Source organism: Sphingomonas sp. DC1600-2 (assembly GCF_049897605.1).
Taxonomy (GTDB): domain Bacteria; phylum Pseudomonadota; class Alphaproteobacteria; order Sphingomonadales; family Sphingomonadaceae; genus Sphingomonas.
Window position 1 is genome coordinate 167,538 of record NZ_JAFCWO010000003.1, and the last position, 14,552, is coordinate 182,089.

The 14,552-nt window shown below is 64.6% G+C and carries 14 protein-coding genes and 1 riboswitch; all 14 genes read right to left on the bottom strand.

Annotated features, from left to right (window positions below; translation table 11 throughout):
* Positions 1-24 precede the first annotated feature (24 nt).
* A complete protein-coding gene (locus ACP7BL_RS07510; protein WP_426257998.1) occupies positions 25-1,305 on the bottom strand; it encodes an arsenic transporter in 1,281 nt (426 codons plus the stop codon).
* Positions 1,305-1,745 (bottom strand): arsenate reductase (glutaredoxin), encoded by a 441-nt coding sequence (arsC, locus tag ACP7BL_RS07515; RefSeq protein WP_341203849.1) that lies wholly within the window; start codon positions 1,743-1,745, stop codon positions 1,305-1,307. The genes ACP7BL_RS07510 and arsC overlap by 1 nt, the downstream gene beginning before the upstream one ends.
* On the bottom strand, positions 1,742-2,095 hold the full coding sequence (locus tag ACP7BL_RS07520; protein WP_426257999.1) for an ArsR/SmtB family transcription factor: 354 nt from the start codon (positions 2,093-2,095) through the stop codon (positions 1,742-1,744). The genes arsC and ACP7BL_RS07520 overlap by 4 nt, the downstream gene beginning before the upstream one ends.
* A gap of 92 nt (positions 2,096-2,187) precedes the next feature.
* The gene (locus ACP7BL_RS07525) at positions 2,188-4,131 is read right to left on the bottom strand and encodes a TonB-dependent receptor plug domain-containing protein (protein ID WP_426258000.1); all 1,944 of its coding nucleotides are present in this window, start codon (positions 4,129-4,131) and stop codon (positions 2,188-2,190) included.
* A gap of 179 nt (positions 4,132-4,310) precedes the next feature.
* Positions 4,311-4,530, bottom strand: a riboswitch (cobalamin riboswitch).
* Between the two features lie 139 nt (positions 4,531-4,669).
* Positions 4,670-7,033 carry a polyribonucleotide nucleotidyltransferase gene (gene pnp, locus ACP7BL_RS07530; RefSeq protein ID WP_426258001.1) on the bottom strand — a complete coding sequence of 788 codons (2,364 nt, stop codon included), beginning with the start codon at positions 7,031-7,033 and terminating at the stop codon, positions 4,670-4,672.
* 175 nt (positions 7,034-7,208) lie between these two features.
* Positions 7,209-7,478: a 30S ribosomal protein S15 gene (gene rpsO, locus ACP7BL_RS07535; RefSeq protein WP_010406799.1), complete on the bottom strand. Its 270-nt coding sequence runs from the start codon at positions 7,476-7,478 to the stop codon at positions 7,209-7,211.
* 19 nt (positions 7,479-7,497) lie between these two features.
* On the bottom strand, positions 7,498-8,481 hold the full coding sequence (gene truB, locus ACP7BL_RS07540) for a tRNA pseudouridine(55) synthase TruB (RefSeq protein ID WP_426258002.1): 984 nt from the start codon (positions 8,479-8,481) through the stop codon (positions 7,498-7,500).
* A complete protein-coding gene (locus tag ACP7BL_RS07545) occupies positions 8,478-9,182 on the bottom strand; it encodes a site-2 protease family protein (protein WP_033966351.1) in 705 nt (234 codons plus the stop codon). The genes truB and ACP7BL_RS07545 overlap by 4 nt, the downstream gene beginning before the upstream one ends.
* A gap of 16 nt (positions 9,183-9,198) precedes the next feature.
* Positions 9,199-9,777, bottom strand: coding sequence for a thymidine kinase (locus ACP7BL_RS07550; RefSeq protein ID WP_033966353.1), 579 nt, complete (start codon positions 9,775-9,777; stop codon positions 9,199-9,201).
* Positions 9,777-10,181, bottom strand: coding sequence for a type II toxin-antitoxin system VapC family toxin (locus ACP7BL_RS07555; protein WP_426258236.1), 405 nt, complete (start codon positions 10,179-10,181; stop codon positions 9,777-9,779). The genes ACP7BL_RS07550 and ACP7BL_RS07555 overlap by 1 nt, the downstream gene beginning before the upstream one ends.
* Entirely contained in the window at positions 10,163-10,444 is a 282-nt protein-coding gene (locus ACP7BL_RS07560; protein WP_426258003.1) for an AbrB/MazE/SpoVT family DNA-binding domain-containing protein, read from the bottom strand. Before ACP7BL_RS07560 ends, ACP7BL_RS07555 begins: the two co-directional genes overlap by 19 nt.
* Positions 10,445-10,475: 31 nt before the next feature.
* Positions 10,476-10,871, bottom strand: a complete 396-nt coding sequence (gene rbfA, locus ACP7BL_RS07565) for a 30S ribosome-binding factor RbfA (protein WP_426258004.1) — start codon at positions 10,869-10,871, stop codon at positions 10,476-10,478.
* A gap of 133 nt (positions 10,872-11,004) precedes the next feature.
* Positions 11,005-13,788 (bottom strand): translation initiation factor IF-2, encoded by a 2,784-nt coding sequence (infB, locus tag ACP7BL_RS07570; protein ID WP_137902677.1) that lies wholly within the window; start codon positions 13,786-13,788, stop codon positions 11,005-11,007.
* Positions 13,785-14,537: a DUF448 domain-containing protein gene (locus ACP7BL_RS07575; protein WP_033964444.1), complete on the bottom strand. Its 753-nt coding sequence runs from the start codon at positions 14,535-14,537 to the stop codon at positions 13,785-13,787. Before ACP7BL_RS07575 ends, infB begins: the two co-directional genes overlap by 4 nt.
* Positions 14,538-14,552 lie beyond the last annotated feature (15 nt).

Consider the following 14,552-nt stretch of genomic DNA (forward strand, 5'->3'; position numbering starts at 1 on the left):
TGCTCCCTCCGCTCTTTCGATCGATCACCCCAACCGCAGCGCCAGCGCCGCAAGCGTCACGAGTAGGATCGGGATGGTGAGCGTGACACCCACCCGAAAATAATAGCCCCAGCCGATCCGCACATCCTTTTGCCCAAGCACGTGCAGCCACAACAAGGTGGCGAGCGAACCGATCGGGGTAATCTTGGGCCCCAGATCGCAGCCGATAACGTTGGCGTAGATCATCGCCTGCCGGACCGCGCCGGTCGCGTGCGTGGCGTCGATCGACAACGCCCCCACCAATACGGTTGGCATGTTGTTCATAACCGAGGACAAGATTGCGGCGAGCAACCCGGTGCCGAAGGTGGCACCCCACACCCCGCCTTGCGCGGCGTAATCAAGCGCGGTGGCGATATAGCCGGTCAGTCCGGCATTCTTCAGGCCGAACACGACCAGATACATACCGAGCGAAAACACCACGACTTGCCACGGTGCGCCGCGGATGACCGCGCCGGTTTGGATCACATGGCCGCGCCCCGCGATGACGATCAGCACCAGCGCGGCGAGCGCGGCGGTGGCGCTGATCGGGACACCGATCGGGTCGAGCAGAAAGAAGCCGACGAGCAGCATCGCCAGCACCACCCACCCGGCGCGAAAGGTCGCCGCGTCGCGGATCGCATCTGCGGGTTTGCGCAATTGGGTGACATCATAGTCCGCCGGAATATCGCGACGGAAGAACAGCAGCAGCGCCCCGAGCGTCGCGGCGATCGCGGCGAGATCGACCGGCACCATCACCAGCGCATAGTCCGCAAAGCCGAGCTTGAAGAAGTCGGCCGAAACGATGTTGACGAGGTTGGAAACGACCAGCGGCAGACTGGCGGTATCGGCGATGAAGCCCGCCGCCATGACGAACGCCAGCGTCGCCTTTGTCCCGTAACCCAATGCGCGCAGCATCGCGAGCACGATCGGCGTCAGGATCAGCGCCGCGCCATCGTTGGCAAAGAGCGAAGATACCGCCGCACCCAGCAGCACCACCAGCGCGAACAGCCTTTTGCCGTTGCTGCCGCCCCAGCGCGCGACGTGCAACGCCGCCCATTCGAAGAAACCGGCCGCATCGAGGATCAAGCTGATCAGGATGATCGCGACGAACGCGCCCGTCGCATTCCACACGATATTCCATACCACCGGAATGTCGGCGAGGGTGATCGCGCCTGCCAGCAACGCGACGATGGCACCGCCCATCGCGCTCCAGCCAATGCCAAGCCCGCGCGGTTGCCAGATGACGAGCGTAATCGTCGCGAGAAAGATCAGAACGGCGGTGAGCATCAGCCGACGCGCTGGCCATGCGCGTCGATCACTTGCTCGCCATCTTCCTTGGCGAATGCCCCTTGTTGCGGCGCAGGCAGCAAATCGAGTACCAACTCGGACGGGCGGCAGAGCTTCACGCCGAGCGGCGACACCACCAGCGGGCGGTTGATCAGGATCGGATGCGCGATCATCGCATCGAGCAGCGCGGCGTCACTCAGACTCTCATCGTCCAGGCCAAGCTCGGCATAGGGCGTGCCCTTTTCGCGCAGCAGATCGCGCGGGCGCATTCCGGCGCGCGCGATCAATTGCTCGAGCAGCGCGCGCGATGGCGGCGTCTTGAGATATTCGACGACGTGCGGCTCGATCCCTGCGTTGCGGATCATCGCCAGCGTGTTGCGCGACGTCCCGCAGGCCGGATTGTGATAGACGATGATATCGGTGGCGATCGGGTCGGTCATGCGTGTCCTTCCTTAGTACAGCGGCTGCGCAGCACGGTGTCGGCGAGCTGCCCGCAAATCTCAGGATTGCCGTCGCAGCAATCCTCCATGAGATATTCGAGCAAGCGCGCCATGCGGTCGTGCCGCGCGGAATAGATGATCGAACGCCCATCGCGGCGACTCGATACCAATTGCGCGTGCGACAGGATGTGGAGATTGGTCGACAAGCTATTGGCAGGAACGTCCAGCCGACGCGCAATCTCGCCCGCCGCCAGACCGTCGGGTCCGGCCTGGACCAGCATGCGGAACACGCCGAGCCGTCCGCCATGGGCGAGCGCAGACAAAGCGGAGACGGCGGTATCTATTTCCATTATTCCACTATAATGGAAATGTTAATCGGTGCAAGGATCATAGGACGGCGTTTCGTAATCCGGGGCTGTGCCCCGGATTACGGAGCTGGCGTTCAGAAGCGTGCGCGGACGCCGCCGTAAACGGCACGGCCCGGATTGGTGAAGCTGAACACGTCCTCATAATGCGCGTTGTTGAGGTTCTCGATCCGGCCGAACAGCGCGAAGTGCTTGGTCAGCTTCACGTCGCCATTGAGGTTGAGCAGCACATAATCGTGCAGACGTACCGTGACCGGAACATAGGATGGATCGGTGAACGCCACGTCGCTGGTATCGCCATTGTAGCGCGCGACGGCGGTAAAGCCGAAGCGATCGTGCGGCGCGCGCCACCCGAGCGCGACGCTGGCGATATGGCTCGGGCGGCGGACTTCCTCGACGCCGTTTTCGCGTGCGTGGAGATAGGTATAGGCGGCGTCGATCCGCCACGCGGTGCCGATACGGGCGTTGAGGAATGCCTCGACGCCGTGTTGGCGTGATTTGGTGGTGCGGTTGGCGGGTGTGGCGACGAAATTGGGTGCCGGATAGGTGGTGTAGATCTCATCCGACAAACGGCTGTCGAAATAGGTCGCGCCAATCAGCACATGGCCGTCGACGAAACTCTGCTCGATCCCGGCTTCCCAGCCCTCGGAGCGTTCCGGTTTCAGGCCGGGATTGCCGATGAAGCGGCCGTCGCTATAGCCATAGAGTTCATAAAACCCCGGATTTTTTACGCCGGATCCGGCAGCGGCACGGATGCGCGTACCGCTGTCGAAGCGATAGCTGCCTTGCACGCGATAGGTGGTGGTGTCCTGAAAGCGGTTGTTGAGGTCCTGCCGCAGCGACGCGCCGAACGCGGCATGCTCGCCCAGCGTCAGGTCATATTGCCCAACGATACCGACATTGTCGACTTGCCGCCGCCCGGTGAAGGCAAAGCCCGCTGGATCGGTGTTGCGATAGCGCTCGCGCTCGACATCGACCGCGACGGTCAATTGGTGATGCAGCGCGCCCTGATTGAGCTTGAGCGTCGATTCATACGAGCCCTTCAGCCGCTGGCCGGTGTCGCCATAGGTGCGCGCGGCCGCGCCATAGCCATTGCGTTTGGTGTCGGCGATTTGTCCGGTCAGCGCCTGCGTCCATTTGCCGTCGAGCAAATCGAGCTCGCCGCGCAGCAGGCCGTAAATGGCTTCGTTGATGAAATGCGCGCCCGGCGTGTCGATCGTATAGCCAAATGTCTTGCTGGCGGGGTTGCTGTCGCTGTCGTTGAAATCGGCCTGGGTGCGGGCATAGCGCGCGACGGCGGTAAGGCGTGCATTGGGGGCGGGCGACCACGTTGATTTGAACGACACGGCACCTGAATCATTGCCCAGATCGCGCGTTCCCCCGCGCGCGTTAGGGGTGCCGTCGGTGGTGTTGAGCGTTCCCGACAGGGCATAGTCGAACGTGCCAGAGACGCCCGCGATGCGCGCGGCGGTGTTGACCGCTCCGAAGGAGCCCCCCTCGATCCGCCCACTGATGCCTGGCGCTTCGCGGCCGGTCAGCGTGATATATTGGATTACCCCGCCGATCGCATCGGAACCGTATATCGCGCTTTGCTGGCCGCGCAGGACTTCCACGCGCGCGACCTCGTCGGCGATCAGCGTGCCGAAATCGAATTCACCGGCATAGGGGTCGGACACTTCGATCCCGTCGATCAATACGAGCGTGTGGTTGGCCTCGGCTCCGCGCAGGCGGACTTGCGTCTGACCAGGGATGCGGCTGACCGCTATGCCGGGCACATCGCGCAGGATATCGGACACGACGCGCGTCTGGCGTTGTTCGAGCGTGTCGGCATCGAGCACAGTGACCGAGCCGCCGATCTGGTCCGCGCGCAACGGCGTGACGGTGGAGCGGATCCCGGTGACCACGATGGCGGAATCGTCATCGGTCGCTTGTGCGGGCACCGGATCGGGGGCGACCTGAGCGAAGGCGGCGACAGGGAGCAGCAGCGCGGCAAGCGCGGCCGAGGAAAGCAGAGTCTTCATGGCGTAAACGAGTCCCTTGGGCGTCGAGCGACAAGGGCCGGGGCGTCCGCTGCGAACGGTCGGGACACGCCACCGGACGGACGCGTAAGCGCCCGGCACCGCCCCCCGATGCGGCCCCAGCCGCACGTTCGTCGCTCAGACGAAAATCGTTTCGCGCCTGGCCAATCCCATGAGCCGGGCAAGAGCGACCCGCGCCGGTCGGTCTCCTGGCTCACGGGTCATCGCACGATGCGCGCCTTCCCAGGTGGTCCGCCAATGTGGCGGGCTTCCCCAGTGGCTGCGGAGCCGTTGCCGGTTCCGCCTGCGCGTCGTGCTCGCCGCTTACAGTTGCAGGGACAGCTGCAGATTTGCACGGAGCGTGCGCACTGCATTCCCGTTACCGGCGCGAATGCGCGATGGACCCGAAAAGGCCGCATCGCGCGGTTCGGGGATAGGGCAGCGTGCGTCATAAACCAACCGCCTTTTGCAGGCTGCCAATCCACGAAAAAGGGGCCCGGATTGCTCCGAGCCCCTTCTTTCTCCGTAAGTGCCGAAGATTTTAGTCGCGGTCACCGGTCAGGAAGGCCGGCGCGAACTCGGGCGCGGGGCCGTCGTCATTGCCGCCCGAACGCTCTGCCCGGGGTGCGCGCTCGCCGCCGCCATCGCGACGCGGGCCACGGCCACCGTCGCCATCACGGCGCGGACCGCGATCACCACGACCACCGCCATCGCCACGCGGGCCACGGCCGCCGTCACCATCACGACGTGGACCACGTGGGCCACGATCGCCACCTTCGCGCGGCTCACGTGCCGGGCGGGTGTCTTCGATCTCGGCACCGGTTTCCTGGTCGACGACGCGCATCGACAAGCGAACCTTGCCGCGCGGATCGATCTCGAGGACCTTGACCTTGACTTCCTGGCCTTCCTTGAGGACGTCCGCGACCTTCTCGACGCGCTCGTTCTTGATTTCGGACACGTGGACGAGGCCGTCCTTGCCACCCATGAAGTTCACGAACGCACCGAAGTCCACCAGGTTGACGACCTTGCCGTCATAGACCTTGCCGACTTCGGCTTCCTCGACGATGCCCTTGATCCACTTGATCGCGGCTTCGATCTGCGCGGTGTCGGACGAGCTGATCTTGATCAGGCCCTCATCGTCAATGTCGACCTTGGCGCCGGTCTGCGCGACGATCTCGCGGATCACCTTGCCGCCGGTGCCGATCACTTCACGGATCTTGCTCTTGTCGATCTGCAGCGTCTCGATGCGCGGGGCATGGGCCGAGAGCTCGGTGCGGGTCGAGGCGAGCGCCTTGTTCATCTCACCCAGGATATGCGCACGGCCTTCCTTGGCCTGCTCCAAAGCCTTGCGCATGATCTCTTCGGTGATGCCGGCGATCTTGATGTCCATCTGCATCGTGGTGATGCCAGCTTCGGTGCCTGCGACCTTGAAGTCCATGTCGCCCAGATGATCCTCGTCGCCGAGAATGTCCGAGAGAACCGCGAACTTCTTGCCTTCCAGGATCAGGCCCATGGCGATGCCCGAAACCGGCCGCTTCAGCGGCACACCAGCATCCATCATGCTCAGCGAACCGCCGCACACCGTCGCCATCGACGACGAGCCGTTCGACTCGGTGATGTCCGACAGAACGCGGATCGTATAGGGGAATTCGTCCTTCGACGGCAGCACCGGGTGCAGCGCGCGCCAGGCGAGCTTGCCGTGGCCGACTTCACGACGGCCAGGCGCGCCGAAGCGGCCAACTTCACCGACCGAGTAAGGCGGGAAGTTATAGTGCAGCATGAAGTTTTCGTAGGACAGGCCGGTCAGGCCGTCGATCATCTGCTCGGCGTCCTTGGTGCCGAGCGTGGTGGTGCAGATCGACTGCGTCTCACCACGGGTGAACAGCGCCGAGCCGTGTGCGCGCGGCAGGAAGTGGACGATCGCCTCGATCGGACGGATCTGCGTGGTGGTGCGGCCATCGATGCGCTGGCCGTCCTTCAGGATCGCGCCACGAACGATTTCGGCTTCGAGCTTCTTGACGAGCTTCTGCGCGGCCATCTGGTCCTGCGGGGCGGCATCGGCAAAGGCTTCCTTGGCCTTGGCGCGCGCGGCGTTGAGCAGGTTCGAACGCTCGGACTTGTCGGTCACCTTATAGGCGGCGGCGATGTCCTTGCCGATCAGCTTCTTGAGCTTGTCCTTGGCAGCCGAGAGATCGGCCTGGGCGGCCATTTCCCACGGATCCTTGGCGGCCTGTTCGGCCAGATCGATGATGAGGTTGACGGCTTCGCGGCACGCCTTGTGCGCGAACTGCACGGCACCGAGCATGACCTCTTCCGAAAGCTCCTTGGCTTCGGATTCGACCATCATCACGGCTTCGCCGGTCGCGGCGACGACGAGATCGAGATCGCCTTCCTTGACTTGGTCGAGCGTCGGGTTGAGCACATATTCGCCATCGACATAGCCGACGCGCGCTGCGCCGATCGGGCCCATGAAGGGCACGCCCGAAATGGTCAGCGCAGCCGAGGCGGCGACCATTGCGAGGATATCGGGCTCGTTTTCGCCATCATAGCTGAGCACCTGACAGATCACGTTGATCTCGTTGTAGAACCCTTCGGGGAACAACGGGCGGATCGGGCGGTCGATCAGGCGGCTGACCAGCGTTTCCTTTTCGGTCGCGCCGCGCTCACGCTTGAAGAAGCCACCGGGGATGCGACCGGCAGCCGAATATTTTTCCTGATAGTGAACGGTCAGCGGGAAGAAATCCTGGCCTTCCTTCACCGACTTGGCGGCGGTCACGGCGCAGAGCACCACGGTTTCGCCGAGGGTTGCCATAACGGCGCCATTGGCCTGGCGCGCGACGCGGCCGGTTTCCAGCGTCAGCGTCTTGCCACCCCATTGGGTGGTCACGGTCTTGGTATCGAACATCTTTTTTCCTTCAACACCGCCGGCCGGATGCCGACGGGGCCACTGTGCGGGTTAAGCCGACCCGCGCGGTTTGGAGCCTTTCGTGGCTCCCCTGCCATGCCGCCGGAGTGCGGAATGGCGAAAGAGGGACATATGAAAACGGCGCCGCGAGGGCGCCGTTTCCGTACTGGTCGAGTTACTTGCGCAACCCGAGTTTGGCGATGAGGTCGGTATATCGCGCGCCGTCCTTGTGGCGGAGATAGTCGAGCAGCGAGCGCCGCTTGTTGACCATCATCAGCAGGCCGCGCCGCGAGTGATTGTCCTTCTTGTGGCCCTTGAAGTGCTCGGTCAGGTTGCGAATACGCTCGGTGAGGATCGCGATCTGGACTTCGGGGCTGCCGGTGTCGCCTTCGACGCGGCCATGTTCCTTGACGAGCGCGTTCTTGCGCTCTGCAGTGATCGTCATATTCTTTCCTTCGACATCGTCACAGGTTGAAACCGCGAATGACGCGGACCTCGCGGTCCTGAACCTCCACCAAGGCCACCGGACTTTCGTCCAGCATCGCGAAGTATTGGCCATCATCTGCGGCGATCCCGATCAACACCCGCCCCTGTCGGAGCAGCCCTGCCTGATCGGGGGAGAGGGATAGAGCCGGGATGTCGTCCAGCCCCGCCCTCAACGGCAGGAGATTGTGTTCAAGGGTGCGCGCATTACCGAAATCGGCCAGTTTGTCCAGCGATATTGCATGGTCGAGCGTGAACGGCCCGGCCTTGATGCGGCGGAGCATGGTGACATGGCCAACCGTGCCGAGCGCCCGCGCGATGTCCCGCGCGAGGCTGCGGATATAGGTGCCTTTGGAGACGTGGGCGGTGAGGGTGATGGACTCGACTTCGTCACCCCGGACGTGTTCCGGGGTCCACTCTTCAGCCTGCAAGGTCGCTACGTGTTGCGGGGTGGACCCCGGAACACGTCCGGGGTGACGGACAAAGAGGTTGTGAATTATGATCGACCGTCCCGCCAGCACCACGTCCGCCCCCGCGCGCGCCAGATCGTAAGCGCGCTCACCATCGATCTTGAGCGCGGAATAAGCGGGTGGCACCTGCTCGATCGGCCCGGTGAAACGCGGTAGCACCGCTTCGATCTGGGCGAGGGTGGGGCGCACCGCGCTCTCGGCAATGACTTTGCCCTCGAGGTCGAGCGTGTCGGTCTCCACGCCGAACCCGATCGTGAAGTCATACACTTTGTCGCTGTCGAGCATCCGCCCGGCGAGCTTGGTCGCTTCGCCGAGCGCGATCGGCAGGACGCCGGTCGCCAGCGGATCCAGCGTGCCGCCATGCCCGACCTTGATGCCGCGTTTGCTTGCATCATAACCGGCGGCACGCAGCGCGCGCTTTACCGCCGAGACGCCCTGGGTCGACCCAAGGCCCAAAGGCTTGTCGAGGATCAGCCAGCCATGCAGCCCGGTCATGCCGCGCCCAGATTGGCGATGCCGAAGAAAAAGTCGGTGGCGGCACCCGCAATGGGAGCGACGAAGCGGTGCACGATATCAGTCTGCGGGCTGATCATCGGCAGGACGAACAGCAGCACGAGCAGCAGCGGAAAGCCGTAGCGGGCGAGCTTCGCATAGTGGATCGCGGCGGCGCGCGGCAGCAGGCCCTGCACGACATGCCCGCCATCGAACGGCGGCAACGGGATCAGGTTGAAGATACCGAGAAACACGTTGATCTGCAGGAAATTCCCGAGATTATCGACCGCGAAGCGCGCCAGGGTGAAGGGGGGCACCGGGGCTGGAACGCCGTGCAGCACGAGCAACAGACCCGCCAGCACGAAGGCCGTCAGCGTCGCCAGCACGAAATTGGTCGCCGGGCCTGCCAGCGCCACCAGCATCATGTCGCGGCGTGGGTTGCGCATCCGTCGTGCATCGACCGGCACCGGCTTGGCCCAGCCGAAGATCGGTACGTGTGCGATCGCCAGCACCATCGGCAGCAGCACGGTGCCGATCGGATCGACATGGCGCAGCGGGTTGAGCGTCAGGCGGCCGAGTCGCTCGGCGGTGTGGTCGCCGAAAATGCGCGCGACATAGCCGTGCGCGACTTCGTGAAACACGATCGCGATGACGAGGGGAATGAGCCACACCGCGATGGTGTAGGGCAGATTGGGGTCGGTCATGGGGGTCCGTTCGAAATCAGGCGGCGGCGAGCGCTTCGCTGAAATGGCGACGGCACAGCGCAATGTACAGGTCGTTGCCGCCAATCTCGGTCTGCGCGCCCGCCGCGACCGCGCGACCATCGGCCCCGACGCGCAAGTTCATCGTCGCCTTGCGCCCGCACGCACAGACCGATTTGATCTCGATCAGCGAATCCGCAATCGCCAGCAGGCGCGCCGAACCTTCGAACAAATTGCCGAGGAAATCGGTGCGCAGGCCATAAGCGAGCACGGGAATGCCGTGGAAATCCGCCAGCGTGGCGAGCTGGTCGACCTGGGCGGCGGTGAGAAATTGCGCTTCATCCACCAATACGCAGGCGGGTGGCGCCTCGCCTTCGCGCGTGACCACGGCGACCAGATCGGTATCGCGCTCAAACGCGATCGCATCGGCGGCCAAGCCGATGCGCGAGGTGATCGTCCCCGCGGCAAAGCGATCATCGATCGCGGCGGTCAGCAGCACGGTGCGCATGCCGCGTTCGCGATAGTTGAAATCGGCCTGCAACAGGTTGGTCGATTTGCCCGCGTTCATCGAGGCGTAGTAGAAATAGAGCTTGGCCATTAGGAGAGCGTCTCGATGGGAACGGGGGTGTCTTGGCCAGCAGCCTTGGCAAGTCGACGGTCGAATGTGACGAAGCCTTCGGCGGCACCTGCGGCTGCGAGATGCAGCATATCGGCGAAGTCTGCGCCGCTGGCGAAGCGCTCGATCGCCCAACCGATACCCGGTGGTGCCTCGCGCAACGTCGGCAGGTCGATAAGCATCGCCAGCGCCTCTCCGATTCGAGCGCGCGGCCATTTGTAACTCGACCGCAGCACCCATTCGGTTTCGAGCAATACGCTCGGCAATAACGCGAAATCTCGCGATAGCACGGCCTTTGCCATCGCGACCTGACGTGCATCGTCATCGACGAGAATACGCACGACGATGTTCGTATCGACCGCGACAGTCAGATGTCGTCCTTGGATCGTGCCGCGAACATCGCATCGATGGCGCGGTCCATCTCCTCGATCGAGACCGGCGGCCCTTCCCATTTCGGCGCAATTTCGCGGAGATGCGCGAAAATCTCTTCCGTCGTGCGGCCGCTTTTCTGCAATACCGGGCGAAGCAATACGCCGTTGCCTGCCCTCACCACGTCAAGTTTTTGCCCAGGAACGAGCCCGAGCGCATCCCGTACGTCCTTCGGGATGACGACTTGGCCTTTTCCCGAAAGTGTCGTTTGCGTGTTCATAGCGGTAAGATGCGTCTTACCGGCGGGGCTGTCAATCCTCGCCGCCCAGATCCCGCGCCACCTTCGGGTCGCGTAGCAATTTGTCGATGTGGCTGCCTTCGTCGAAGCTCTCGTCGGCGAGGAATTTGAGCTTGGCGGCATATTTCATCTGCACGCCGGCAGCGACCTCGCGCTGGAGATAGGCGGTGTTGGTGCGCAGCGCTTTCAGCACCGCTTCCTCATCCTTGCCCAGCAGCGGCTTCATGAACACCGTTGCGTGGCGCAGGTCGGGTGACATGCGCACTTCGGTGATCGTCACTGGATGCTTGGCCAGAGTTTCGTCATGCACATCGCCGCGCGCGAGAATGTCGCTGAGCGTATGGCGCATTTGTTCGCCCACGCGCAGCAGGCGGACGGAACGGGTTTCGGGCGTTTCGGTAGGTTTCATTCTATCCCTCTCCCCTCCGGGGAGAGGGCAAGCGAGCGAAGCGACGCGCGGGAGAGGGGCAGTAACCGAGCGACAGCCCGCGTGACTGCCCCTCTCCCCGGCCCTCTCCCCGCAGGAGGGGAGAGGGAGAAGATCACAGCGTCCGTTCGCGCAGTTCGACTTCGAACGTCTCCAGGAAGTCGCCCGGCTTGATGTCGACGAAGTTCGACGTGAAGGTCACGCCGCACTCCAGACCAGCGCGCACTTCGGCGACGTCGTCCTTGAAGCGACGCAGCGAGGCGATTTCGCCCTGGTAGATGATGACATCGGCCCGGGTGATACGCGCCTTGAGCGCCTTGCGGATAATGCCTTCTGTGACGAGCAGACCGGCGGCCTTGCCGTGCTTGCCCGCCGAGAAGACGTCGCGGATTTCGGCGCGGCCGACGACCGTTTCGAACGCCTCCGGGCCAAGCTCGCCCGCCATGCCGGCGCGGATCTCGTCGATCAGGTCGTAGATCACGTCGTAATATTTCAGCGCGACCTTCTGGCGTTCGGCGATTTCGCGTGCCTTGGCATTGGCGCGGACGTTGAAGCCGATGATCGGCGCACCGCTGGCACCCGCCAGTGTCACGTCGCTCTCGGTGATGCCACCGACGCCTGAATGCAGCACGCGCGCCTTGATGAGATCGGTCGAGATCTTGTTGATCGACGACACGATTGCCTCGACCGACCCTTGCGTATCGGCCTTGACCACCAAAGGATATTCGATCGCCTGCTTTTCCTTGAGCGCGCTGAACATCGATTCGAGGCTGGCCGGGCCACCCCCGGTGCGCTTGCTGGTCATCACGCCCTGGCGATATTCGGCAACTTCGCGCGCACGCGCTTCGTTTTCGACCACCGACAGCGGATCACCCGCACGCGGCACGCCCGACAGGCCGAGCACTTCGACCGGCATGGACGGGCCCGCTTCCTTGATCTGCATGCCCTTGTCGTTGGTCATCGCGCGGACCTTGCCGCTCTCGGCACCGACGACGAAGATGTCGCCGACCTTGAGCGTGCCGCGGTTGACCAGGATAGTCGCGACCGGACCACGGCCCTTGTCGAGCTTGGCCTCGATCACGGTGCCTTCGGCCGCGCGATCGGGGTTCGCCTTCAGTTCGAGCAATTCGGCCTGGAGCTGGATCTTCTCGATCAACTCGTCGAGGCCGGTCTTCTTGAGCGCCGAGACTTCGACATCCTGGACGTCGCCCGACATTTCCTCGACCACGACTTCATACTGCAGCAGGGCTTCGCGCACCTTCTGCGGATTGGCGTCGTGCTTGTCGACCTTGTTGATCGCCACGATCATCGGCACGCCGGCCGCTTTGGTGTGGTTGATCGCCTCGACGGTCTGCGGCTTGATGCTGTCATCGGCCGCCACCACGAGCACGACGATGTCGGTCACATTGGCACCGCGCTGGCGCATTTCGGTAAAGGCTTCGTGGCCCGGCGTGTCGAGGAAGGTGACCTTCGACTTGTCCTTCAGCGTGACCTGATAGGCACCGATATGCTGGGTGATGCCGCCAGCCTCGCCCTTCACGACATCGGTGCCGCGCAAAGCGTCGAGCAGCGAGGTCTTGCCGTGGTCGACATGGCCCATGATCGTGACGACCGGCGGACGCGGACGCAGCGTGTCCTCGGCATCGGTATCGGTTTCGACGGCGATATCGATGTCCGAATCGCTGACGCGGACGATGTTGTGGCCGAATTCGGTCACCAGCAGTTCGGCCGTGTCCTGGTCGATCGTCTGCGTCATCGTGACGGGCATGCCCATCTTGAACAGCGTCTTGACCAGATCTGCGCCCTTTTCCGCCATGCGGTTGGCGAGTTCCTGGACGGTGATCGCTTCTGGCACCACGACGTCGCGAATCTGCTTTGCCTGCGCTTCGCGTGGGCCGCCCATCCGGCGGTTTTCCTTTTCGCGGGCACGCTTGAGCGCGGCGAGCGAACGCGCGCGCGCGCCATCGCCATCGTTGAGCGCACGGTTGACGGTCAGCTTGCCGCCGCGACGCTCGTCGCCCTTGCGGTCGCGCTGGCCGGGACGCGAAGGCGCTTCGCTGGCGGGAGCCGCAACGCCGACGGCGGGGCGCTTGGGCGCACCGGCCGTGCCGCTCGTGGGCGCTGGCGCGGCCTCGGCTGCCGGGGCGGGCGGGGGCGGCGGTGCCGGACGCGGACGCTCGGGGCGCGGCACTGGCGTGAACAGGCGTGGTGCCGGCAGCGAGGGATCGAGCAGCAAGCCGAGCGGACGCGGGGGAGCGGCTGGCGCGGGGGCCGGTGCTGGCGCGGCGACAGGAGCGGGCGTTGCTGCGACCGGAGCTGGAGCGGGCGCTGCTGCCACGGGCGCAGGTGTCGGCGCGGCTGGCGCTGGCGCTGCCTCGACCGGAGCCGAGGCTTCCGCCACGGGAGCGACCGGCTCGGGCGCGGGCTGCGGCGTGGGATCGGGCGCAGCCGGGCTATCGGGCGCATCGCCTGCGCGGCGGTTTTCCTCGGCACGGCGGCGCTCTTCGGCTTGCGCCTCAAGCCGGTCGCGCTCTTCGCGGCGACGCGTTTCTTCCAGCGCGTTCATGCGCGCTTCGTCGGCTTCGCGCAGCAGCTTGGCCTGCAGTTCCTGGCGCGACAGCAAGGAATTGCCCGGCGAGACCGGCGCGGGGGCCGGGCGCGGCGGCGGCGCGGGCGGGGCAGGCGGAGCGGCTACGACCGGAGCCGCATCCTCGACAACGGCGGCCTCGACCGGCGCACCGCCGGGGCCGAGCACGCGACGGCGCTTCACCTCGACCACAACGGTGTTCGACCGCCCGTGGCTGAAGCTCTGCTTGACCTTGCCGGTCTCGACCGTGCGCTTGAGCCCCAAGGGCTGACGCATTCCGAGTTTCGGCTTTTCGTTGTCGGTATCGCTCACTCAAATTCCTCGCATGTGTCTTCGTCAGCCGCAACGGGAGCGCCACTTCCCGCTGGGTTGGATATAAGCGCCGATGCGCCCTGCGACGGTGTTTCGCAAGGCACGAGGGCGGGGTGGGGTCCGATAAAATGCAGCCAGCGGTCGAGCGTTTCGCTCACCCGCTGCGCCGCATCGCGCTCCGTTAGGCCGATATGTACCACATTCTGCCGCCCCAGGGCCACGGCCAATATGGTGCGGCTGACCGGTAGTGCCAAGCCCCTGAGCGAACTGCCCTCTTCATCGTTGCCGATGCGCCAGGCCTGGTCGAGTTTGCGGTTGCCATCGGCACCGGCGTCGCTGGCGTGCAGCAGCAGATGCAACTTGCCCGAACGCGCTGCGGTTTCGATCTTTTCCGCACCCGTCACCAAATTTCCGGTGCGCGCCTCGAGGCCAAGCCGGTCGAGCGTCGCGCGCTCGAGCGCGGTGGCGATCATCGCGGGCAAATCGTCGGGGATCAGCACCGGGCCGGTCTTGAATGCTCGCGCGAGTGCGGCCTTCAGCTTGCCCTTGGTGATCGCGGTTTCCAACTCGGCCCGCGTCACGCCGATCCATGCGCCGCGTCCGGGTGCCTTGGCACGCACGTCGGGCAACACATGCCCGTCGGGCGACAATGCGAGCCGCACCAGCGCCTCGCGCGGTGCACGCTCACCGAGCAGGATGCAGCGGCGGATGGCCCCGGTGGGATCGTCAGTGGTCGCGACTTCGGTCATTGCACTCCCCTCCCT